Source organism: Pseudodesulfovibrio sp. 7M6, from assembly GCF_050058625.1.
In the GTDB taxonomy this organism is placed as follows: domain Bacteria; phylum Desulfobacterota; class Desulfovibrionia; order Desulfovibrionales; family Desulfovibrionaceae; genus Pseudodesulfovibrio; species Pseudodesulfovibrio salinus.
The window spans coordinates 1445795-1469727 of record NZ_CP188816.1 but is presented as its reverse complement, the minus strand read 5'-3'; the positions used below and the strand labels follow the sequence as shown (position 1 = coordinate 1469727).

The window sequence follows — 23933 nt, the reverse complement described above, 5'->3', positions numbered from 1 at the left end:
ACACTCCCCTGGATAGGTGTCTACTCCGCGCCGAAGGTCAGCGTCTGAATATTACCCTTGGCCGGATCCAGTTCATAAGGTGCACCATTATATGTAACGGTCACGCCAGCCACATTTCCAATTCGAATCCGTCGCGGATAATTGAACATGAGCCGCAAGGGCTCGCCATTTTTCAAAACAAAGTCCCGAGCCATCTGTACCTCGTCGTTTTTCCATACACCGACCCAACAGCCCTTGGCCGTCACAGCCCGTATAACGAGGATATGCTCGTACTTCTGTTTTTCCTGCTCCTCTTCGACAGCCGTCTTGGAGGAATCCTCGGCATTTTTACCAAACGCTACGGCATCAGCGGCCTTTTCAGCCGCATCCGCTTTTGGTTTGGCCGCCGTCTTGGCAGGCGGCGGCGATGGAGGTGTTTCCGCCTTGGGCTCTGTGGCAGCACCGTCCGGAGTCTTCTCCTTACTGCTGCCTTCCTCAACAGCCGAAGGCGTTTCGCCAGCCTGATCGTTTTGATCGACTATGGCTCCCGGCGAAACTTCGGAAGCGGGAGGAATCGTGGCCGGAGCCTCCGTCTTTTCGGAAGTTGCAGCCGGTGCGACCGGGGTAGATTCCTTTTTCTGTGTCAAAAGGAAGGCACCGCCGGCCACTGCCGCGAGGATGATAATAAGGAAGAAAATCGGCAACCCGCTTCTGCGCTTACGCCCTTCTCCCCCGTCATGATCCTGAAAGGCTCTCTCCGCCAGGGGAGCAACCTCATAGCCATGTTCCCTGGGCATATTGGTATGATCTTTATACTCACGATCAACCACCATGCTCAATTCCTCGGCATCCAGGCCGAGATACCGCGCATAGCTTTTGACAAACCCCTTGGCATATACAGGATGCGGCAGCCCTGTTTTGTCGCCGTTTTCAATCGCCAATATATTGCTTTTACTGATCTTGGTGGCATCCATTACCACTTCGATGGAGAGTCCCTGTCGCTCCCGCTCGTTTCGCAGGATCGTTCCTATTTCTTCGAAATCCATTATGCTACCCCACTCGGAAGGTTACACGCTATTCCATATACTCAATAACTGAGCTTTGCTTCAATTTCTCAAAATACTCGTTAAAGATGGTTTGCCTTTTTGCCTGCAACAACTTTTCAGAAATCTGATCCTTGACGTCCTCCAGAGGCACAAGCCTATCCTCAACAATCTTGATAGGAGAAAGGAGTGCATCCTTGCCCTGAACCTTGAGCGGCGTTCCAACGCCACCGGCAGGAACGCCATCTATGGACTGTTTCCAATCCTCTGCAAGGTCGCCCCAGTCCATCTCACCGATGGACCCGCCCTTGTCCTTGCCGGGACCGACACTGTATTTGGCAGCCGCCTCGGCAAAAGTCATTTCACCGTCCTCAATCCGCTTCTTGACCTCAACGGCCGAAACATCGGGCGGCAGGAGGATGATACCCAATTCAACCATTTTTTCAAGGAGATAGTCGTTTCGGTGTTCCTCGTAATCCTTCTGAATCTCGGAGTCCGTCACCAGCACCTTACTGTGGACCATGTAGCCCAGCAACTCCTGCTTTTCGAGCATTGATTTAACCCGATCCCGAAACTCCTGCATGGAAAGGCCATCTTTCTTGACCTGCTCGGCAAACTGATCATCATTCATTTGCCGTTCCTGCTTTATCCGGTTGATCTCATCATCAACCGCCTTGTCGGGAATTTCGATATTGTACTTTTTGATCTCCTGCACCATCAGCTTGTCGTTGACCATCTTCTCAAGCGCCTGCTTGCGAAGATCCGCAAGCTGCTTCTTCTGAGTCTCCGACAAGGTTTTGCCCTTGACCTGATCCAGAATCGGCTTGATTTCCTGATCCAGATCGTACTGAGTTATGATGTCGTCATTGATCTTGACCAAGATCCGGTCGAGCACCACCTCCGCAGCATGTGCGGAAAGCGGCATCAGCACCAGAGCCAAACAGACAACAAAACGAAAACGATGCAGCACTAAATACTCCTTGGTTCCCCCATGAGGGAATCTCTCACTGATTTGGCGGACTTTAGTCTCTTTATGAAAATGATGCAACGAGTGCACAAGTTTAGATACCGGTGCCGTTGGCATCATCCGGAACATCCAACGGGAGTACCGTCGGTTCCTGAACCTGTTCTTCCTTCGGTTCTATGGTGGAAAGATGTTCGGACTCTTCCGGGTCCAACTCCTCCACATCCGCATTGGGCGACGGCAAAAGATGGCTTGTCTCGGTTATCTTGGCCGAAGCAAGCGCCTGGGTCAGCCACTTGGCAAAGGCATCCTGCAGCTTGCTCTCCAGCAAGGCCTTTTCCACCAGGGGATATGCCTGGGCCGGAGCCAAAACCTTGGCCGGGCTGCGCTCCTGAAGCACCAACGCCTCAAACCCGAACCGGTCGGTCTGTACACCGCTCGACTGGCCGGGCTGCAATCCGGCAAGGGCACTCTTCCACGCTGCGGAGAGCCTGCTTTCCCGAACCACCACCTCACGGGTCTCCACTTCGCCGAACACGGTAGCCAGGTTCACCTGATCCTTCTCGGTCAGATACTTCTTCACCGCCCTCTCGACAATTTCCCTGCTGGGTCCACGGACCACCAGTACCCGCAAGCTTTCCGGCAGGTAAAAGTCGGAAATGTGCTCCCGATAATATTCCTGCGCTTCCTTATAATCGATTTTGATCTGCGGCCGGAGTACCAGATGATAAAACTTCTTCATTGCCAGATAATTGCGCAACTGAAGACGCCAGGCCTTGAGGTCGATGCACTCCTCGATCAGCATCTGGTCGAAGGCACCTTCCGGGTAATCGGCCCGGACTTCCTCTTCGGCCTTGAGCAAATCGTGTTCGCTCACGCTGATCTCCTGACGTTTCAATTCCTGAACAACCAGTTCCTGTACAATGAGTTCCGTCAGGATGTCGCCGTACTCGGCCTTGAGCTTTTCCACGCTCGGGACGGCCATGACCGAGTCCGACTGCGACTGGTCATACTGGAATTCCAACTGCGAAAGATAGATCGGTGCCCCATTCACACGGGCGACAATGCCTATATCATCGGCATTGCCGGAACACCCGACCAACAGCAACAGCAACAGACAGACGAACGATTTTTTAATCATGAAAGCTCTCTGATCACGATTCACGCGTTATTTAGGAGGCAATGTCGAGCATGGCGTCCAACTCGACAGCCGCATCCTCCAGGGCCAGCCGCAGGGAGTCATCCCTGCCATAACGCAATTCCAATTTGGCCGGTGGAATCATGCGCGCCCTATCCGACCGCTGGCCTATCCAATCGATAAGCCGTGCAGGATCAATCGGCATGGCCTGATCCGTCCATGTAAGGACGGCACGACCGGGATATAACTCCGCACGGGAGACATGCAGCCGCGAAAGAGTCTGCTTCAACCGCAAGAGACCGATAAAATTGTCCACCGGATCCGACATCTGTCCGAAACGGTCCCGGATCTCGGCTTCCAGCTCCGTCAGAGTCCGATCATCTCCGGCTGAGGACAGCGCACGGTAGTAGCGAAGCCGCTCTCTTGCATCCGGAATGTAGCCGCTGGGAATGTGTGCCTCGAAAACAAAATTGAGTTCCGGTTCGGAGGCCCGTTCATCAGACTGGCCACGTACTCTACGGACCTCTTCCTCAAGCATTTCGAGAAAGAGCTCAAGACCGACCTTGGCGATCTGGCCCGACTGCGCTTCACCCAGAATATTTCCGGCTCCGCGCAACCGCAAGTCCTCCATGGCGACCTTGAATCCTGCCCCCAGATAATCCATGTCCAGAATGATACGCAAGCGTTTACGGACAATTTCGGAGAGATCATCCACCTTGGGCACAACAAAATAGGCATAAGCCTGCCGCTGGCTGCGCCCGACACGCCCACGCAACTGATAGAGCTGTCCCAAACCGAAAAGCTGTGCCTGATCCACAATAAGGGTATTGGCGTTGGGGAAATCCAGCCCTGATTCGACAATGGCCGTGCAGACGAGTACATCTATCTCGCCATGCCAGAAACCCCGCATGGCCTCTTCCAGCATCTTTTCCGTCATCTGCCCATGCGCCATGCCGACCCTTGCCTGCGGCACCAGTTCGCGCACGAACTCGGCGACTCGCTCCAGGCCGTTGACCCGGTTGTAGACCCAGTAGACCTGTCCGCCGCGCTCCAACTCCCGTTCCAGGATGCCCTTGAGGGCATTTTTGTCCCGCTCGGCAATGGCCGTCTCAACCGGCTTGCGGTCCCGCGGTGGGGTCTCGATGACGGAAAGCCCCCGGATGCCGGAAAGGGAAAGTTGCAAAGTGCGCGGAATCGGCGTGGCAGTCAGAGTCAGAACATCAATATTCTGCCTGAAATATTTCAACTTTTCTTTGTGTTTGACGCCGAAACGCTGTTCCTCGTCCAGAATGAGAAGACCGAGGTTGGGCAGCTCGACATCCTTGGAGAGGATGCGGTGCGTTCCGATAAGGATGTCTATCTCACCACGAGCTGCGGCCTCAAGGACCGTCCGTTGCCGTTTGGGAGGAACAAACCGACTGAGCATCCCCACCCGCACGGGGAACCCTTCCATGCGCTTGGTAAATGTCTGGTAATGCTGCTCCGCAAGCACGGTGGTCGGACACAGGAGAGCCACCTGAAATCCCTCCAATGCGGCCCGGAAGGCTGCCCGCAACGCTACCTCCGTCTTTCCGAAGCCGACATCACCGCACACAAGTCGGTCCATAGGCTCCGGCTTTTCCATGTCGCTGAAGACATCGTTGACCGCTCGCTCCTGATCCGGCGTCTCCTCAAAGCCGAAGGTGGCTTCGAACTCCGCATACATTTCATCCAGCGGCCCATAGGAATATCCTTTGGCCACCCGGCGGAAAGCATACATCTCCACCAACTCATGGGCGATCTTCTCAATGGCCTTGCGAACTCTGGCCGTAGTCTTGGCCCAGCGCGTACCACCAAGCTTGTCCAGGGATGGCGCGCCACCGCCCTCCGGTCCCTTGAACCGCTGCACCAGCTTGAGCCGGTCCACGGGGAGATACAGCTTATCCTCACCGGAAAAGAACAGCAGCAAATAGTCATTGGCCGCATCGCCGATCCGCATATGGTGCAGACCGCCGAACTGGGCCAGGCCGTAATCCCGATGGACCAGCAGATCCCCTTCGGAAAGATCGTCATACTTGTCCAGGCCGACGAATCCCTTGCTCCGGTCCTCGCGAGTCTTGGGCGGTTCCGGTTGCAGCACTTCCTCGCCCAGTATGCGCGTGGAGCACCAACCCAGCTCCATTCCCTTTCGCAAGGGGCTGACCAACGCAAACAGGCCGGAAGCACGTGGCGAGTACTCCAGGGCAATGGGCAATTGTTCCTGCTCGGCCAGCTTGAGGAATTTGGACCGGCTTCGCTCGGAACGGAAACTCAGAATCGTCTGAAAACCGGTTCGCACCCACTCCTTGATGCCGGTAATAAGAGCCGACCAGGGACGGCGCGAGGCCTCGGGCTTCCAAAATAAATCCGAAAAATCACTGTATGGCGTTTCAGGAAGGTCAAGACCATTCTTTTCCCTGCCAAGCGTCAGTTCCTCAAAAACGATCTGCCGTGTTTCCTGCCAGGCGGAACGAGCCACTTCCCCGGTGCGGATGCAGTACCGTACAGAGCTGAACACTCCCTGCTGCCGCTCCTGATCGTCCAGCATATCCCGCCATGCCTGATCCTGATCCTCCAGTCGGGCCCGAAGCGCTCCACCGGAGGAAAGCAGAAAGGCTGCGTCCTTGGGCAGATAGGCCTCCAGCCCCACGGGATCGGCATAATACAGACCGGGCCAGACAAAACCGTCACCAGCCTCCAGTCCATCCAGCAGTTGCTGCTCCACAGCAGGACGCATCTCTCCGGTGGAACGCATATGCTTCCACACCCGGCGGGCCGCTTCGGCTTCCGCTTCGGTGGTCAGCCCGGGAGAAACCGGCAGCAGCACGAGTTCCTCAAGCCCTGTTTTGGAGCGTTGGGTGGCAGGGTCAAACAGGCGGATTTCATCCAGGGTATCACCAAAGAATTCAAGGCGTACTGGCAACTCGTACCCTGGGGCATGGATATCCAGGATATCTCCCCGAACCGCCATGTCGCCAGGACCGGATACGATCTTGCGCCGGACATACCCCCAGGAAACAAGCTGCTCGACGAGAATATCCGGCGACATCTCCTCATTGCGGGTCAGGGAAATCCAGTTGCCCTGCAGCACTTCCGGGGCCGGCCAGAACGGCAAAAGGTTGTCCACGGTCATCAATACGCCCATAGGGCGGCGGCCGTAAATCAAGGCGTAAAGGGCTGCCCAGCGATCTCCCCAGGCTTCAGCATCAGGCTTTCTGGCATGGTATGGCGGGAGAGCGACCCACTGTCTTTCCCATACGGGACGGTCATGGTCGGATGGAGAAAACAGATCGAGCAAGGCATTCACCTGCCTGAATTCAGCTGCTCCGGGCACGATGACGACCGCATCTGTGCCCTTGGCCAGCAATGCACTGGCCACGAAAGACTGTGTGGCGGCACCACTCTTGAAGACCCGAACCGTATCGGCCGTTCCGTTTATGAAATCTGTTATGGGCTGGGGAAAAATAGATGGCATTTGTCTGACGAACCGCTCCCGGTCCCGGCTGAAAATAAAAAACCGCCCTATCCCTAACGGGAGCAAGGCGGCTTGTCATCAATAAAGTGCACGTCCTACACGGAGGTGAGGGCTTCCTTCTCCTCGTTGTCGAGAAGAGAATCGAGGTCGAGCAGGATAAGGAGACGGTCCTCCAGCTTGCCCACGCCGTCGATGTAGTCGGAATCCATCCCCGCAACCACAGGCGGCGGCGGCTGAACGGAATTAGCAGGAATTCGAAGAACTTCCGAGACCGAGTCCACTACAAAGCCGACGATGATCGTTTCGATCTCGATAACGATTATACGGGTATACTTGTCGTGCTCTTTGTGCACCAAGCCGAAACGGCTGCGCATGTCCACAATGGGGATGACCTTGCCGCGCAAATTTATCACACCTTCAACAAACTCCGGTGCGCGGGGAACACGGGTAATATCCATGGTGCGGATGATCTCTTGCACCTGAAGAATATTAACCCCGAACTCCTCTTCGCCGATGCTGAAAGTGACCAGTTGGATCAACTCCTGATCAACTTCTTTTTCTTCAAGCTCGATAACATCTTCAATATCAATGCTCATGACTACCTCTTGAGTGGTCCGGCCTGTAAATGCAAAGTAATTTTCAGTAGATTCAATTTGTCAATCCGACCAGTCTTTGTCAATGGTAAAAGGGCTCCACTCCTCCCCAGCCTCGGGCGATATCATCATAGAATCAAAGCCATCACGATCAGCATAATTAATTAATAAAAATCAGTAATAACAATATGATATATTGAAATCAAATAAAGAGCACGCCCCATTCTCTCGGACTTGAAAGCACCTCAAAATTTGAATATGGGTCCTATCTTAAAAAGAAAGACCAAGAAGAATAAAAAACGACATCAAATTCATCCAATCAAGACAGCACCCAATAAAATCATATAGATAACTGACCTAATATTCCCCTCACCGGAAAACTCCACACAATTTTCGAATAGCCTTCAAGTCCTTGCCAGCCAGATTACACTAAAAATATCCTGGTTTTCCTGATACACTGGCGAAGCGAGCTATCGATATACGTGCGAGGTCTTTCAGTCGCCCTGATCCACGAGATAATATATGACAATACGATTCATAGCAGTTTTATTTCTATGCCTGTCTTGTTCAGGGATTCTCAGCCTCATCTATTATTCGCTGAAAATTTATAAATCGGATGGTGGCCGCCCATTCCTTTTATTCATGATCAGCGTTTTTATATACTCACTCGGATACATGCTGGAGCTGTGTGGCGCTTCCGCTGAAAATATCTTCTTTGCCCTGAAAATAGAATATCTCGGAATTCCTTTCATATCCGTTTTTTGGTTCCTTTTCGCATTTGAATACAATAAATTCAAAATAAAAAGCAAAACTGTTTACATATCACTGTTCATAGTTCCCGTTATCACCATTGGGTTCCTGTTCACAAACAACCAGTATCATTTTTATTATAAAGAATTTGGCATTGATAAAAGTGGACAGTTCCCAGTTGCATCTGTCGTAAAGGGGACTTGGTACTATGTACAGTTTGCCTATTCACAACTGCTTGGTTTTGTTGGAGTTGCACTTTTTTACACCATGAAACGCAAGTCAAAGGGCTACCGGCAAAAGCAGGCAAACGCGATCTTTCTTGCTTCACTGATCCCATGGTGCGGAAATCTTCTGGAACAGTTGGGCATCAGCCCACAGGGCATTGATATGACCCCCTTTTATCTGGCACTCCCCATCCCCGTCTTTTCATTGGCCATGACAAGGCTGCTGATGTTCAACATCGCTCCCATCGCTCGAGCAAAAGTGTTCGAAACCATGCACACCTCGGTGCTTGTGCTGGACAAGAACTATACTATTGCGGACTTCAACTGTTTTGCCAGCAGGCTCCTCCCGGAATTAACGCCGGAAGCCATCGGATTGAGTGCCTACGATGTGCTTGAAAAGCGTGAGGGATTCATAGACAAGATAAAGTCAGTTGACGACACGACCATGGAGGTCGAGTTCCTCCATAACGGCGAACCTGTTCACTTCAGCGTATCCGTGACCAAGCTCTTTTCCTCATATGGCCATGTGATAGGCTTCGCTATTCTTCTCTACGACATTACCGAAAACAAAAGCCTGATGGAGCGACTGCACAAGCTGGCTTCCCTGGATTCACTGACCCAGGTGTACAGCCGACGTTTTTTCATGGAATCCTGCCTGATAGAGATCAACAGGGTATGCCGGTACGGCGGCAACCTCCCCTTCATGCTGATCGATATAGACTACTTCAAGAAGGTCAACGATACATTCGGGCATATAGCCGGCGATCTCGTGCTGCAAAGCCTCACTTCAATATTCAAAAGCGTTCTTCGAGTCAGTGACATAGTCGGACGTTACGGCGGGGAAGAATTCACCATATTGCTCCCGGAAACAGACTTTGCGGGTGCGCAGCGGCTGGCCGAACGGTTGTTGAATGAAGTGAGGTCAAAAAACATCGAGTATGAAGAAAATACGATCAATGTCACCATCAGCATTGGAATAGCTTATCTTTCGGTACCCGATGGCGTAAATGGGACGACGGGCAAAGACCTACTGGCCTTGTTGCTGAGAACGTCCGACAAAGCGTTGTACGAATCGAAAAATCTGGGCAGAAACCAAGTTCAATACATCAAATTATAACACCCAGATCACCTGACAAGGGTATTTTTACGCTGAGAGAACAGGCGAAGCCAAAGCGAGCTTGGCCCGCCCCCGGCATCAAAAACAAAGAAGGGAGGACGCCTCGCGGCATCCTCCCTTGATATTTACCTAAAGTCTGCTGCTTCCAGGCTCAATTACCTACAATTTACGGTAGCAGAACCACCAGTCGAAACCATCGTATTCGTCAAGGCGGGTCTTGGCACTAGCGACGTCTGCCGCTGGCGGAATGATGACCTGATCCTGAATCAATTCATTATTGGGCCATCCGGCAGGCATGGCAACACCGTTGCCGTCTGATGTTTGCAGAGCCTTGACCGCTCGCAGAAGCTCATCCATGTTGCGTCCCAACTCCTGGGGGTAGTAGAAGATGGTACGAACCACCCCTTTGTCGTCCATGATAAATACGGCACGGACCGTATTGGTCCCTTTGGCCTCATGAAGCATGCCCATCTTCTTCGCTATTGCGCCCTGATCGTCAGCAATGATCGGAAATTCGATCTTCACGCCGAGTTTTTCCTCAATCCACTCTACCCACTTGATATGAGAAAAGACCTGATCGATGGACAGGCCTATAAGTTCGCAATTGAGCGCTTTGAAATCAGCATAACGTTTCTGAAAAGCCACGAATTCCGTAGTGCAAACAGGCGTAAAGTCCGCCGGGTGAGAGAAAAGAATGAACCACTTGCCCGCATAATCTCCCGGAAGATTTACCTGGCCTTGAGTGGTTGTAACGGTCATTTCGGGGAATTTTTCGCCGATGAGAGGGAAACTGTTTTCCATTTTCTTTCTCCTTTTGGCTGAGGTCCCACCGGCACAAGAACTCGGTGGGCGGTTGATTTTTCCAATTGAATCTCGACAGTTGAGTTTTGTTTGTCGATAATGGGAATCATTGCCGCTTTGAAACCAATTACACAAAGCGCTAGTCGATAGCAAGAAAAATGATAATTTTTATCACTTACAACTTCACCTACACTTTCAAGGCGGCTAAATGTCAAAACAAAAGGTTTTTGGTTCTATTGTAACAAAAAATAAACACATTGACGACTTCCGGGCGCTTATTTTGCGTTTGAACCGCCACAGTTTTATTGACGCGTAAAGGATAAAGGACTAATGTAAAAACCAATTTGCATCTAGCAGATTGTTTTTTTTGAACATTTTCACTAAAAGGATGGCCTTGCACATGGGTCAGTACGCTCCCTTCTCCGATCAGGGCTCTTTGGAAGAACAGATAAAAAGTCTTGCCGATGATGAATTGCTCGACTTTTGGGAGGAAACGCAGCAGCTTGCCAAGATGCTGGACCAGGACGAAGCCACGGATGTCGATTACAACCCTGAATACGAACGCGTAATTCTGCAGGAACTGCAGTACAGAACATGTTGTAAGGGTCAGTATTAATATTGAATTTTATTGCACAAAAAAAGCCCCCCGGTCACTGACCGGGGGGCTTTTACTTTTCCATTTTCAGCCTTAGGCAACTGGTTTGCGCCCGATGCTGAAATAGGCGAACCCAGCCTCGCCCATGCGGGAAGGAACATACAAGTTCCGCCCGTCAAAAATCAAAGGTGTTTTGAGCAGATCCTTGATGCGGTCAAAGTCAGGATCACGAAACTGGTTCCAATCCGTAATGACGGCCAGGGCATCCGCACCATCCAACACGGCGTACGCGTCGTCCTCGATGGACAAATTCTCCAGATGGCCTATCTCCTCCCGCGCACGATCATTGGCAACGGGGTCAAAGGCGCGGACCTTCATACCACGAGCGGTCAGGTCCTTTATTACCTGCGTGGCGGAAGCCTCACGAATATCGTCCGTGTTGGCCTTGAAGGCAATGCCCCATATGGCCAGGGTCTTGCCCTCCACTCCGCCCTGCGGCTCGAAGTACTCACGGATCTTCTCCGCCAGCACAAGTTTCTGGGCGTTATTGACAGTATCCACAGCCTTGATCAGCCGGGCCTCGTAGCCATTCTCATGGGCCGTATCAATGAGCGCCTTAACGTCCTTGGGAAAACAGGATCCGCCATAGCCCACGCCGGGGTAAATGAAGCTGTAACCTATACGGCTGTCCGAACCTATTCCCGCGCGCACCTCAGATACATCGGCGCCGACCTTCTCGCAAATATTCGCCACTTCATTGATGAAGGATATCTTTGTAGCCAGCATGCAGTTGGCTGCATACTTGGTCATCTCCGCACTGCGCACGCCCATGACGATGAGCTTTTCGCGGCTGCGGGCAAAGGGGGAATACAGATCGCGAAGTATTGCAGCCGATTTCTCATCTCCGGTGCCCACGACAACCCGGTCCGGCTTCATAAAATCGTTGACCGCGTCGCCCTCTTTGAGAAACTCGGGATTGGAGACCACATCGAAATCGATATCCTCACCACGCGTAGCCAACTCTTCGGCGATAATGCTGCGCACATGATCCGCCGTGCCCACGGGTACCGTGGATTTGTCCACAACGATTTTGGGAGAAGTCATGCGCTGGCCCACTTCCCTCGCAACGGCTTCCACATAACGCAGGTCACAGCTGCCGTCTTCACGCTGAGGCGTACCAACTGTTATGAAAACGACACGCGCGTCGGCCATGCCCTCCGCCAATTCCGTGGTAAACAGCAGACGGCCCTGGGCGGTATTGCGTTTTACGATGTCTTCAAGACCAGGCTCGTAAATATGGACCTTGCCACTTTTCAACGTCTCGACAACTTTGGGATTGACGTCAACGCAATAAACATTGTTGCCCATTTCAGCAAAACAGGCTGCGGATACCAATCCGACGTAGCCGGTGCCGACAATGCATACATTCATTATTATATGTCTCCAATATTGAAGTTGGGTTCCGATCCAGGGGTAGCCGATACCCCTAGTCCGCTTTTGGTGTCAACTTGTAACAATTATCGTAAGGGGTTGCCAACCCAGGCAGTGACAGAGTTGCCAACCCGGTCAACTTTGCTTAATATATGACGATATTTCTTCATCATCAACCTGGAGCGCAATTCATGCCGGTACTTGTCGTCAACGTGGACCACGTGGCAACTCTCAGACAGGCCCGAAGGGGCATCGAACCCGAACCCGTTACCGCCGCCTATATGGCTGAAATAGCAGGGGCTACCGGCATTATCGTCCATCTGCGAGAAGACCGCAGACACATTCAGGACCGCGATGTGGAGCTGATCAAACTGACCTGCAATACCCGTTTGCATCTGGAAATGGCCGCCACTGACGAAATGCAGGCCATAGCCCTCAAGGTCATGCCGGAAATGGTCTGCCTAGTTCCGGAAAAACGGCAGGAACTGACCACGGAAGGTGGCCTGAACTGCGTTGGCCGCGAAAAGGAATTGGCGGAATTTCTCGCCCCACTTCATGAAAAAGGCATTCGAGCGTCCCTGTTTATCGACGCCGATCCCAACCAGATCAGGGCTGCCAAGGCCATCGGTGCGGAGTTCATCGAAATCCATACCGGCCATTATGCGGACGCCAAGGCCATCGAAAAGCGGCAGCAGGAACTGACTTTTATTCTCGAAGGCATCAAAATGGCCAAACAGTTGGGACTCAAGGTCAACCTGGGACATGGTTTGAATTATCGAAATATATTGGCTTTCAAGGATGTTTCCGGCATAAGCGAGTATTCGATAGGCCACTCCATCATGGCCCGGGCCATATACGTGGGCCTGGACCAAGCCGTGCGTGACATGGCTGGCCTCATCCGCACGTTTGCAGACTAGGAATTCGTGGTGATCAAAGGCATTGGCATCGACCTGACAGAACTGGACCGCATCCAATCCATTTGGGAGAACCATGGCAGTCGCTTCGCTCGCAAGATCCTCACCGAGGGCGAATTGGAGCAGCTGCCCGAGAGAAATCCTGTCCCACGCCTGGCCGCCTTGTTTGCAGCAAAAGAAGCGGCCGTAAAAGCGCTGGGAACAGGATTTGCCCAAGGGGTTCATCACAAATGCATCGAGGTCCTGCACGCGCCCTCCGGCAAGCCGGAGATACGTTTTCTGGGCAGGGGCCTCGAGGTCTGCGACGAGTTGGGAGTTACCAGAGCTCATGTGTCACTGACCCACTCCCGTGACACCGCTGCCGCCACAGTGGTATTGGAATAGCCACACCGAAACCAAGGGGGCTCCATGCTGTTACCATTGCCTACTCCTGCCGAAATGGCTTCGTGGGACAGGGATACTATTAACTCAGGGATTCCCGGCCTGGCACTGATGGAAGCCGCCAGTCGTGAATCGTTCGACGTACTCCGCGATGCGTTCGGCCCGGTGGACGGAGCTGTTGCCTATTGCTTTGCGGGCTCAGGAAACAACGGAGGCGACGCCTTTGCACTGGCTCGCCAACTCCATGAGCACGGAGCGGAAGTCATCATCTACCACTCCAAGCCTGCCTCACGATATTCAGGCGACGCCGGAACCAACCTGAATTGGGCCAAAGCCGTTGGAGTAACCGCCATTCATCTCGATGATGCGGACCCGGATATTCTGCCGCAACCCGATATCATTGTGGATGGACTTCTCGGCACCGGATTCGACGGCGAATTGAGCCCGGCTTTCCTGAAATTGGTACACGCCATCAACCGATTGGGGGAGCGAGCCTTCGTCCTTTCGGTGGATATTCCTTCGGGATTGAACGGCTACACAGGCTTCCCCTGTCCCGAAGCCGTAATGGCGGATGCCACGGTTACCTTTCAGGCTGCGAAACTCGGAATGGCCTTGCCTGGAGCATCAGGCTTCACCGGGGAACTCTTCATCCGCCCCATAGGCATCACGCTGGTTGCCATGGAGGCGCATCCCACAAAATTTCAACTCATTTCCCAAACGGCCATGAACGCCATTCCTACCCCAAACTATGCCATGCATAAGGGAAGCGCCGGTCGTGTGCTCATTGCCGGAGGCTCCCCCGGGCTGACGGGTGCCCCGCATCTTGCGGCCCTGGGAGCTTTGCGCAGCGGGGCCGGTCTGGTCACCGTGGCCTGCCCCGCCGGTTTGGCGGACAGCATCAAAGGCGGCGCGCCGGAAATAATGACCCTGCCGCTTGGCAAGGGAACGGAATGGACGCCGGACATGACCGACAAACTTCTGGAACGCGCCGAGGGGGTGGATGCCCTGGTCATAGGTCCCGGCCTGGGGCGGGGCTCCGGAGCCACCCGGTTCATAAAGACCTGCGTGCCCCACTGTTCCTGCCGCACCGTGCTGGATGCCGACGCCCTTTACGCACTGGCGGAGTACCCGGAACTCCTCGCCGACCTGCCGCCTACAACCATCGTAACACCGCACCCTGGCGAAATGGCCAGAATGCTGAACACGACAACGGCACAAGTTCAGGCAGACCGTTTCGCAGCCATAGATCATTTCGTCCGCCTTTGCCCGGCCACACTCATTCTCAAGGGAGCCGGCACCCTGGTTGCCGACCGTTCCACTACCTGCCTCAGTCCGTTCGCAGAACCGAATCTGGCTGTGGGCGGCTCGGGAGACGTACTCTCCGGCCTGCTCGGGACCCTGCTCAGCCAGGGGCTGGGGCAGTTGCAAGCTGCCTGCATAGGCGTGTACTGGCATGGTCTCGCCGGGCACATGCTTAAGGAAAACTTTCCACTTCGCGGCAATATCGCCTCGGAAATCGCACATATGCTGCCCATGGCGGCAAAGGAGTATAGCGCATGCTGACAGCCAAGGACATCATGACCACGGACTGCATTACCCTCACCCCGGAAACCGAAATCTCGGCAGCGCTGAAGGTACTGCTCGACAACAAGATCAACGGCGCCCCGGTTGTGGATGACGGCCAGGTCGTCGGCGTGCTCTGCCAGTCCGACCTCGTGGCCCAACAAAAAAAGGTGACCCTTCCCTCCTTTTTCACACTGCTGGACGGTGTCATCCCCCTGTCCTCGCCCGAAGAAATGGAGCGTGAAATGCAGAAAATCGCAGCCCTCAAGGTTGGCGACGCAATGACCCCGGCCCCGACCTTCATCGAGCCCGACACAAGCATTGAAGACATCGCCACCATGATGACAAACGAAAAGCTCTACACACTGCCCGTTGTTGAAGGCGGCAGGCTTGTCGGAGTAGTGGGCAAGGAAGATGTTCTCAACACCCTCTTGAAGAAATAGCAGGGGTATCCGATGTCCATCAATCTGCACCTCAACACATCAGCGGACACTGTCTCTCTGGGCCGGATTTTGGCCGGGGTACTGGCCAATGCCGCTCCGGTGCCCTCTTTGCTCTTGCAAGGAGGGCTCGGATCGGGCAAAACCACGTTGGTCAGAGGGTTGGTGGAATCTTTGCCGGGCGCGGACATGGCGGAAGTGTCGAGCCCGAGCTTCAATATATTCAACCTCTATCCGACTGCGCCGCAAGTGGCTCACTTCGACCTGTACAGACTCGAAGGCGTGACACCGGACGATTCCCTGTTCGAATACTTGGAAGACCCGGCAACACTGGTCGTGATAGAGTGGATCGAATACCTGGACCATAAATTATGGCCCGGCAGCGCGATCCTCCTCAGCTGGCTGCCAGCCGATTCCGGCCGCCGCCTCACCCTGGATGTTCTGGGGGATGCGACGGGAGCCTTGGCGGCAAGCCTTGAGGAAAAACTCAAACCGTACAGGCAAGACACACAAGAACAATGAACATCGTCGTACAGAAATTCGGTGGGACCTCGGTGCGTAATCTCGAATGCCAGCGCCAGGTCATGCAAAAAGTCCTTCGCCCCTACCGTGAGGGCAACAAGGTTATCGTGGTTCTTTCCGCCATGAGCGGAGAAACCAACCGACTGCTTTCCCTGGCCTGCGAATGGTCGGAATGCCCTGATCCCGCCGAGGCGGACAGCATGGTATCCACGGGCGAACAGATTTCCTGCGCCCTCTTCGCCATGCTGCTCAAACAGCAGGGCGTCAAATGCCGCTCCGTCCTGGGATTCCAGGCGCCGGTGCAGACCGACTGTTCCTTCGGCAAAGCGCGCATCACGAACATCGACAGCCAGAGCCTGATAGACATGCTCCAGGAATACGACATCCTTGTGGTGGCCGGATTTCAGGGCGTCACCGAAGACAAACGAATTACCACCTTGGGACGCGGTGGGTCCGACACTTCGGCCGTTGCCATGGCTGCGGCGCTGAATGCGGAAGTATGCGAAATATACACCGATGTCACCGGCGTATTCACGACCGACCCGAACATGTGTCCAGACGCGCGAAAGATTAACCGCATCGCCTATGATGAAATGCTGGAAATGGCCAGCATGGGTGCCAAGGTCCTTCAGATACGCTCCGTCGAATTTGCCAAAAAATACAACGTAACCGTTCATGTCCGCTCCACTTTTTCCGATGAGCAGGGCACCATAGTCACGCAGGAGGATGAAACCATGGAATCCGTCACCGTTTCCGGCATCGCATACGACAAGGACCAGGCCCAGATTACCCTGGTGCATGTCATTGACCAGCCGGGTGTCTCTGCCCAGATTTTCTCCCCCCTGGCCGAGAAAAAGGTTCTGGTGGACATGATCGTCCAGAATCCGAGCAAGGACGGCAAGACGGACATGACTTTCACCGTTCCCCGCAGTGACGTGAAACAGACCATCAACACGCTCGAAAAGCTGAAATATGAAATCGGCTACGAGGAACTAACCAGCGATCTCAACGTCGCCAAGGTGTCGATTATCGGCGTCGGCATGCGTAACCACTCTGGAGTGGCCTCCAAGGCATTCCAGGCGCTTGCCGATGAGAATATCAATATTCTGATGATCAGCACGTCCGAGATCAAGGTCACCTGCCTGATCGACGACCGATACACGGAGTTGGCCGTGCGCACGCTTCACGACGCCTTCCATTTGGACCAGGCGGAACCAGTTGAGAAATAATGAGAAAAGTAACTATATATGACACTACTCTCCGCGATGGAGGACAGGCCGAGGAACTGAATCTTACCTGCGAGGATAAACTCTGCATAGCCCGCAAGCTTGATGAGCTCGGCGTCCACTACATCGAAGCCGGTTGGCCCGGATCGAACCCGACGGATCGTAAGTTTTTCGATACCGTCAAAAAGACCGCGTTCAAAAATGCCAAGCTGGCGGCCTTCGGGTCCACACACCTGGCAAAAAGCACCCCTCAAAAAGATGCCAATCTGGCCGCCCTGCTGGAGGCCGAGACCCCGGTCATCACCATTTTCGGAAAGACCTGGGATATGCACGCCACAACGGCTCTTGGCATTTCTCTGGAGCGAAACCTCGAACTCATAGCCAACAGCATCGGCTACCTTGCCGAGCGTAGGGACGAAGTGATTTTCGATGCCGAACACTTCTTCGACGGCTACAAAAACAACCCGGAATACGCCCTTGCGGCCCTACGCGCGGCGCATGAGGCTGGAGCGGCGCGGCTTGTCCTTTGTGACACCAACGGCGGCACACTCCCAACGGAATTGGGACAGGCCGTAAATGCCGTAATTCAGGCCATCCCCGATGCCGCAATCGGTATCCATGCCCACAACGACGGCGAACTGGCTGTAGCCAACTCCCTGGAAGCAGTGCGTCTCGGCGCATCACAGGTTCAGGGAACCTTTAACGGGTATGGCGAACGGTGCGGCAATGCCAACCTCTGCTCGGTCATTCCCAACCTGGAATTGAAACTGGGGATAGAGACTATCGGCCAGGACAATCTTGAACGACTCACCGGCGTTTCCCATTTCATCAGTGAGACAGCCAACCTGCGTCCGTTCATGCGGCAACCCTTTGTAGGCGCTTCCGCCTTTGCCCACAAAGGCGGCATCCATGTCAGCGCCATCCTCAAGGATGCACGGACCTATGAACACATAACACCTGAAAGCGTAGGAAATGCCAGACGCGTTCTCCAGTCCGACCAGGCCGGTCGCAGCAACATCCTGTTCAAGGCCCGGGAGCTGGGCTACGAGCTGGGAAAAAACGACTCCACGGTGGACAAACTCCTCAAGGAAGTCAAAATCAAGGAAAGTATGGGCTATGAATATTCCGTTGCCGATGCCTCCTTTGAATTGATCCTGCGGGAAGCGCTGGGCAAGCCGATCGACTACTTCCATTTCCGCCATTTTTTTGTGTTGGACGCCAAACGCGAGGAAGATGCCGAGCCCATGACCGAGGCCACTGTCATAGTCGACGTCAAAGGACAGATGGAACATACGGCGGCCACGGGCCTCGGCCCCGTCAACGCCCTGGACCGCGCACTGCGCAAGGGTCTGGAACGTTTCTACCCTTCCCTTGGAGCCGTTCGGCTGATGGACTTCAAGGTACGCGTTCTTTCCGGCGCGGTGCGAGACACCGGGGGCACAGCCTCCTTTGTCCGTGTCCTTATTGAATCGGGTGACAAATTCGAGCGCTGGACCACCATGGGAGTATCCCACAACATTATCGAAGCAAGCTGGCAGGCTCTGGTTGATTCCATCAATTACAAGCTGCTGCGCGACGACCAGCGCAACGGTCTGGCCTGATCCAGCACCTGCATCTGTAAAAAAGGCCGGACAGTCTGAGACTGTCCGGCCTTTTTTTATTCCAAATTGAAAACTTAATGTGTCAACTCAGGCAACAACTTTGCCGCCCAGCTGGAAGCCTGCATGTATTGGGTTGCAGTGCGGGTCAAGCACGCCCCGTAACGAACCAAAATCTCATTGGCCTCTTTCCAATGACCAATTTCCACAGCTTGCAGCAGAAGCAGCCAGTCTCTAAATTCATTAAGCCTGCCACACAGGGCATCCTTGATACGGTCATCCAGCAGAATATGCTTAAGAGCTTGCTCCATAGGGCAGGACAACAGCGCATCCAACTTTGAAAAAAGGCCCAGCAGAAACATGGTATCCGGATCCAGTTCGAGATTCGGCATGGACTCGGCAAGCTTGTTCAGAAAACGCCCACGCTGCAATGCAAGGTAGGATAACTCCTCCCCTCTTGGCGTCGAATCCAGATCAGTCATCACCACAACCATGGACCAGTGGCGTACCTCGTTCAGTCCTAGCAGCGACACAGCCTGAGCAATGGAAGTGATCTTGTTCCGAATCCCCAAGGACGCTGAATTCATATATTTAAGGATACGGTAACTGAGAGAAATATCGGATGAAATAATGTCTGCAAGGACATTCACTTCGCAATCGGGATTTCCCAATTCACGCAACAGCTTCAATTTGGAAACCGAATTGGCAGGAAGGGACGTGGCGGTTTCCGTCTCCGGCAAGGAAAAAAAAGGACCTTGAAAATAGGAAAAGCCCAAGGCTCGCGAGCCTTCGAAAGCTTCCCAGCTATCGACGTCAACAGCCAAAAAATCGCAATCTATTCCCTTGAACTTGTTTCTGATATTAACGATTTCAGGAGGCGTTTTTTCCGCCAGGGAAACCCGAATGATCACACCGCCTCGAAACAGGTCTGCCCGGGAAGGATCCAGGCTGTCCTCCATGACGAGCGTCCCGCCATCACGACTCAGTTCCTGCACAAGCGACTCATACCCGGGATGATCCACCATCTTGGGATCGAACCAGAAGGCGCACTCTTCTCCACAAATGGCATCGTCCGCAGTCACTCTGAGAGAGTCGGACACCCTCATGAGTATTTTTTTGCCTGCTATGGGAGACGGCAGACTGGATATGTAATTGCGGTAGTCCCGAACCACCTCGGACAAGGTAAGCTCAGAAGCAACATCATGTTCAACCGAGCCGCTTGAGAGCAGCTCGTAGCCCCATATATCCTTGTCGCGCGTAAAAATGGGTTGTCGAACAATCACCGCCTGTCCGGTCATTTCCACCGGATCATCAGCGTCACACATCATGACCAAGGCCTCCAAATGGGGAGAGTTCCCCCTTTCTGGCTACCAATGTTAGACCATCTATAAAATAGAGTAAAGAATTACAGGTCGTTTTCCCACTTTGTAAAATAGTCTTATTCCAATCTGCGAATGAAAAACATCAAAGGGATACTACCCAGCCCCCCCCCAAAAAAACTGCCCGCTCAGGGCGGGCAGTTCATATGATTCGTTTCAATGAAGATTACAGAAAAGCTGCAACCTTGTGAGTAAGTCGAAGCAACTGATTGGTAAAACCAGCCTCATTGTCGTACCAGACGATGATCTTGACCATGGTGCCGTCCATGACCCTTGTCAGTCCGGCATCCACAACACCACCAAACGTCGACCCCATGAAGTCCACGGAAACCAAGGGCTCCTCAGTGTAGCCCATGGATTCGTCTGCCGCTGCCCTCAGGGCCGCATTAACTTCTTCCGGCGTCGTGGATTTCTCAACCTCGCAGACCAGATCAACAAGAGAGACATTGGGCGTTGGGACCCGGATGGACATACCATCCAGCAGGCCATTGAGTTCGGGAATGACCAGCCCCACCGCCTTGGCGGCTCCGGTGGTGGTCGGCACCATATTCACGGCACAGGCACGCGCCCGGCGCAGATCCTTATGTGAGCCGTCAAGGATGCGCTGGCTCATGGTATAGGAATGCACGGTGGTCATGATGCCGTGCTTAATGCCGAAAGCATCATTCAGGACCTTGGCGGCGGGTGCCAGGCAGTTGGTGGTGCAGGAGGCATTGGAAACAACGTCCTGGTCTGCCGTCAGCGTGCCGTCATTGACGCCCACGACGATGGTATTGTCCGGGTTCTTGGCCGGAGCGGAGACAATGACCTTCTTGGCACCGCAGGCAAGATGCTTGTTGCAGGATTCCCGATCGGTAAACTTGCCGGTGGACTCGATGACGATATCACACCCGAGGTCACCCCAGGTCCACTCGCCCGGCGCATTGCGGGTAACGGTCACGGGTTTGCCTTTCACCATAAATCCATCGTCGGTCGGCTCAACATCAGGGAAACGGCCATGGACCGAATCGTATTTGAGCAAATGTGCCAAGTCCTCGTTTGAGGCCCGGGCATTGACTGCGACCAGTTCAAGGTCGTTGTCTTCAGCGAGCAGTCGGGCCATATACCGACCAATGCGTCCAAATCCATTCAGTCCTATTTTCGTCGCCATGTCAGAGCCTCCTGATGGTTCTTTTTTCCTTTCTGGCATAGTCCAATGCTATCAAGAATACGTTTGCCGGGGGAATCCGTCAACGGGATTACCCCAAATTTTGGTTCAAAAGTGTTAGAGTTTCACTATCCGTAAAATCAAAGCGCAAGGGAGTGAGTGTTATATGGCCTAGAGTAAGGAGCGCCCGGTCCCGATCAGGACTGATGCGCTCAGGCGGGATGGCCCCGTCAAGCCAGTAATAGGGACGGCCCCGGGGGTCCTGGCGGGTATCATAACAATCCGTGTAGGAGGCCCGGGTGTGCGGACAAACCGCCAGATCAAGCGCATCCTCCACGGAACGTTTGGGGAAATTCAAATTAAGCACGCACTTGGGCGGCAAGGAGCCCCATGGGATTTTGGGCAACAAGTCCGCCGTGTAACGGGCCTGCCCGCTCAAATCCGCGGGATTGAAATCATCCATGGAAACCGCCATGGACGGAATCTCCATGAGCGCCCCTTCCGTGGCGGCCGAGACCGTGCCGGAATAGAGAATATCCACCCCGACATTGGCCCCAGCATTGATTCCGGAAAGGACCAAATCCGGCTTTTCATTCAGCAATGTCGAGAGCCCGAGCTTGACGCAATCCACCGGCGTGCCGTAGACCCCTTTGCCTTGGAAGCCGTCTTCCCTAAATTCCTTGACCCGAACCGGCATGGACAGGGTGACGGCGTGCCCCACCGCGGACTGTTCGGTCACCGGAGCCACCACATGCACCGTATGCCCGGCCTCCACCAAGGCATGGTACAGCGCGCGAAGGCCCACGGCCTGGATGCCGTCATCGTTGGCAAGCAGTATGTTCATCGGTCACTCCTAGGCAGGATTTGACAATCCAAGTGAAATCAGGTTCATAACATGGAAGCGGGCAGGCCCCGCTCTCCGCTCCTTTGCGCTCCGTAAGTTAGGGGCGAAGTACAATAACCGCAACCCAATGGCAAGATTCGTGGCAAGAAAGTCGCTATATGTCCGGGATCTCACCCCCGGTATGTCCGTGGACGACACCTTCATCTTGAGCAAGGCCAATCAGGCTCAATCACGCAATGGTCCTTACTGGAACCTGACATTTCAGGATGCAACGGGAACGCTGGACGGCAAAATCTGGAGCCCCAAAAGTCAGGAGTACCCTGTACTCGAACCGGGCACCATATGCCGCGCCCAGGGATTCGTGGAAAATTTCCGAGACCGCCTACAACTCAAGGTGGACAACCTGTTCCTGCTGGATGTGACCGATGTGGACCTCGCGGACTTCCTGCCCACCACAAAGATTCCGCCGGAAGACCTGCTGGAGTCGGTGGAAGACATGGTCACCCAATACATGAGGCATACGCCGTGGAAATCATTCTGCCGCAAGGTGCTGGGGGACGAGGAAATCCGGCAACGCCTGCTGGTTGCTCCCGGTGCCAAGACAGTCCACCACGCCTATGTCGGCGGCCTGCTGGAGCATACGCTCCATGTCGCCCGTGCCTGCATGGCCCTCTGCGATGTCTACCCCAACCTCGACCGGCAGGTGATTCTGGCGGGTGCCATCTTTCATGATCTGGGCAAGGCATGGGAACTCTCTGGCGGTTTGGCCAACGACTATACAGACCAGGGCCGCCTGATGGGCCATATTCTCATCGGGCAGGAAGTGCTCGAACCTTTCCTGCGCAAGGCCAGAGGGCTTGATGACAGTCTCAAACTCCATCTCAAGCACCTCATCCTCAGCCACCACGGCGAACATGAGTTCGGCTCTCCGGTACGCCCCATGACCCCGGAGGCCTTCATTCTCCACTTTGCGGACAACATTGACGCCAAGCTGAACATCATCGACCAGGCATACGACGAGATGGACAAGAACGGCCAGGAATGGTCGCCCTACCTGCGTTTTCTGGAACGTAGCGTCTTCCGCGCACCGGCCACACCCGACGGAAACAAAAAGAAAAACGATAAGCCGGAGAACCAATGTTTATTACCTTTGAAGGCATAGAGGGAACAGGCAAGACCACCCAGGTTACCAAGGTAAAGGAATATTTCGAGTCCAAGGGACGCGAAGTCTTTCTCACAAGGGAACCCGGCGGCAGCCGCGTGGGCAAGGAACTGCGCAAGATGCTCCTGCATGTGGACAACAAGGACCTCACCCCGGTCACCGAGCTATTCCTGTATCTGGCGGACCGTGCCCAGCATGTGTCCCAAGTGATCCGCCCCGCGCTGGAGGACGACAAAGTCGTACTCTGCGACCGATTCGCGGATTCCACCATCGTCTATCAGGGCTACGGACGAGGATTGGACACCAAGACGCTGAAACAACTCAACGAAGTTGCCGTGGAAGGAATGTGGCCCGATCTGACCATCATTCTGGACATTGATCCCGAGATCGGCCTCAAAAGGGCCACGCTCCGGAACCTGGAGCAGGGAGTCGCCAAGGAGGAAGGCCGGTTTGAGGCCGAGCACATGAATTTTCACAAACGCATCCGCGAAGGCTATCTGACCTGGGCGGCCATCAACCGCGACCGCATCAGAGTCATCAACGCCGCAGCATCGCCCGATGAGGTCTTCGAACGCATCCGTGCGGCCATTGAAGCCACCCTGGACAGCAAGGAATAGTAATTTCCGGGC

Annotated in this window: 21 protein-coding genes; 11 read left to right on the top strand and 10 right to left on the bottom strand. The window is 54.1% G+C overall.

Translation table 11 applies throughout. From position 1 onward, the window contains the following. Nucleotides 1-20 precede the first annotated feature (20 nt). From ACI0FG_RS06960 to ACI0FG_RS06940, 5 genes are all read right to left on the bottom strand, one after another. Nucleotides 21-1025, bottom strand: coding sequence for a helix-turn-helix domain-containing protein (locus tag ACI0FG_RS06960; protein ID WP_419787822.1), 1005 nt, complete (start codon nt 1023-1025; stop codon nt 21-23). A 28-nt stretch (nt 1026-1053) separates the two neighbouring features. Continuing rightward, entirely contained in the window at nt 1054-1992 is a 939-nt protein-coding gene (locus tag ACI0FG_RS06955; protein ID WP_419787821.1) for a SurA N-terminal domain-containing protein, read from the bottom strand. A 91-nt stretch (nt 1993-2083) separates the two neighbouring features. Beyond that, the gene (locus ACI0FG_RS06950) at nt 2084-3127 is read right to left on the bottom strand and encodes a peptidylprolyl isomerase (RefSeq protein WP_419787820.1); all 1044 of its coding nucleotides are present in this window, start codon (nt 3125-3127) and stop codon (nt 2084-2086) included. A 31-nt stretch (nt 3128-3158) separates the two neighbouring features. Further along, nucleotides 3159-6617: a transcription-repair coupling factor gene (gene mfd, locus ACI0FG_RS06945; protein WP_419787819.1), complete on the bottom strand. Its 3459-nt coding sequence runs from the start codon at nt 6615-6617 to the stop codon at nt 3159-3161. Between the two features lie 95 nt (nt 6618-6712). Further along, the gene (locus ACI0FG_RS06940; RefSeq protein WP_419787818.1) at nt 6713-7213 is read right to left on the bottom strand and encodes a chemotaxis protein CheW; all 501 of its coding nucleotides are present in this window, start codon (nt 7211-7213) and stop codon (nt 6713-6715) included. A 519-nt stretch (nt 7214-7732) separates the two neighbouring features. On the opposite strand from ACI0FG_RS06940, the gene ACI0FG_RS06935 reads away from it, so the two are divergent. After that, on the top strand, nt 7733-9301 hold the full coding sequence (locus ACI0FG_RS06935) for a histidine kinase N-terminal 7TM domain-containing diguanylate cyclase (protein WP_419787817.1): 1569 nt from the start codon (nt 7733-7735) through the stop codon (nt 9299-9301). A 159-nt stretch (nt 9302-9460) separates the two neighbouring features. Here the strand turns inward: ACI0FG_RS06935 and ACI0FG_RS06930 are convergent, their stop codons facing one another. Then, entirely contained in the window at nt 9461-10102 is a 642-nt protein-coding gene (locus ACI0FG_RS06930; RefSeq protein WP_419787816.1) for a peroxiredoxin, read from the bottom strand. Between the two features lie 400 nt (nt 10103-10502). Between ACI0FG_RS06930 and ACI0FG_RS06925 the strand changes: the two genes are divergently transcribed. Continuing rightward, nucleotides 10503-10718, top strand: a complete 216-nt coding sequence (locus ACI0FG_RS06925) for a hypothetical protein (RefSeq protein ID WP_419787815.1) — start codon at nt 10503-10505, stop codon at nt 10716-10718. A gap of 72 nt (nt 10719-10790) precedes the next feature. On the opposite strand, the gene ACI0FG_RS06920 is transcribed toward ACI0FG_RS06925, so the two are convergent. Continuing rightward, complete coding sequence (locus ACI0FG_RS06920) at nt 10791-12128, bottom strand: UDP-glucose dehydrogenase family protein (protein WP_419787814.1); 1338 nt, start codon at nt 12126-12128, stop codon at nt 10791-10793. A 191-nt stretch (nt 12129-12319) separates the two neighbouring features. Between ACI0FG_RS06920 and ACI0FG_RS06915 the strand changes: the two genes are divergently transcribed. From ACI0FG_RS06915 to cimA, 7 genes are read left to right on the top strand one after another with little or no spacing between them, the layout of a single operon-like run. Further along, nucleotides 12320-13045 carry a pyridoxine 5'-phosphate synthase gene (locus ACI0FG_RS06915; protein WP_419787813.1) on the top strand — a complete coding sequence of 242 codons (726 nt, stop codon included), beginning with the start codon at nt 12320-12322 and terminating at the stop codon, nt 13043-13045. A gap of 9 nt (nt 13046-13054) precedes the next feature. Beyond that, entirely contained in the window at nt 13055-13426 is a 372-nt protein-coding gene (locus tag ACI0FG_RS06910) for a holo-[acyl-carrier-protein] synthase (RefSeq protein WP_419787812.1), read from the top strand. Nucleotides 13427-13450: 24 nt separating this feature from the next. Next, nucleotides 13451-14986, top strand: a complete 1536-nt coding sequence (locus ACI0FG_RS06905) for an NAD(P)H-hydrate dehydratase (protein ID WP_419787811.1) — start codon at nt 13451-13453, stop codon at nt 14984-14986. Further along, on the top strand, nt 14980-15429 hold the full coding sequence (locus ACI0FG_RS06900) for a CBS domain-containing protein (RefSeq protein ID WP_419787810.1): 450 nt from the start codon (nt 14980-14982) through the stop codon (nt 15427-15429). Before ACI0FG_RS06905 ends, ACI0FG_RS06900 begins: the two co-directional genes overlap by 7 nt. A gap of 12 nt (nt 15430-15441) precedes the next feature. Beyond that, entirely contained in the window at nt 15442-15948 is a 507-nt protein-coding gene (locus ACI0FG_RS06895) for a tRNA (adenosine(37)-N6)-threonylcarbamoyltransferase complex ATPase subunit type 1 TsaE (protein WP_419787809.1), read from the top strand. Next, on the top strand, nt 15945-17177 hold the full coding sequence (locus tag ACI0FG_RS06890; protein ID WP_419787808.1) for an aspartate kinase: 1233 nt from the start codon (nt 15945-15947) through the stop codon (nt 17175-17177). The genes ACI0FG_RS06895 and ACI0FG_RS06890 overlap by 4 nt, the downstream gene beginning before the upstream one ends. After that, nucleotides 17177-18775 (top strand): citramalate synthase, encoded by a 1599-nt coding sequence (gene cimA, locus ACI0FG_RS06885; protein ID WP_419787807.1) that lies wholly within the window; start codon nt 17177-17179, stop codon nt 18773-18775. Before ACI0FG_RS06890 ends, cimA begins: the two co-directional genes overlap by 1 nt. 74 nt (nt 18776-18849) lie before the next feature. Here the strand turns inward: cimA and ACI0FG_RS06880 are convergent, their stop codons facing one another. The 3 genes from ACI0FG_RS06880 to surE form a co-directional block, all read right to left on the bottom strand. After that, entirely contained in the window at nt 18850-20100 is a 1251-nt protein-coding gene (locus tag ACI0FG_RS06880) for an EAL and HDOD domain-containing protein (RefSeq protein WP_419787806.1), read from the bottom strand. Between the two features lie 217 nt (nt 20101-20317). Beyond that, nucleotides 20318-21301 (bottom strand): type I glyceraldehyde-3-phosphate dehydrogenase, encoded by a 984-nt coding sequence (gene gap / locus ACI0FG_RS06875; RefSeq protein WP_419787805.1) that lies wholly within the window; start codon nt 21299-21301, stop codon nt 20318-20320. Between the two features lie 88 nt (nt 21302-21389). Beyond that, nucleotides 21390-22142: a 5'/3'-nucleotidase SurE gene (gene surE / locus ACI0FG_RS06870; protein ID WP_419787804.1), complete on the bottom strand. Its 753-nt coding sequence runs from the start codon at nt 22140-22142 to the stop codon at nt 21390-21392. Nucleotides 22143-22281: 139 nt separating this feature from the next. Between surE and ACI0FG_RS06865 the strand changes: the two genes are divergently transcribed. Both ACI0FG_RS06865 and tmk read left to right on the top strand, forming a co-directional pair. After that, nucleotides 22282-23304: a 3'-5' exoribonuclease YhaM family protein gene (locus ACI0FG_RS06865; RefSeq protein WP_419787803.1), complete on the top strand. Its 1023-nt coding sequence runs from the start codon at nt 22282-22284 to the stop codon at nt 23302-23304. Next, nucleotides 23280-23921: a dTMP kinase gene (gene tmk, locus ACI0FG_RS06860; RefSeq protein WP_419787802.1), complete on the top strand. Its 642-nt coding sequence runs from the start codon at nt 23280-23282 to the stop codon at nt 23919-23921. Before ACI0FG_RS06865 ends, tmk begins: the two co-directional genes overlap by 25 nt. Nucleotides 23922-23933 lie beyond the last annotated feature (12 nt).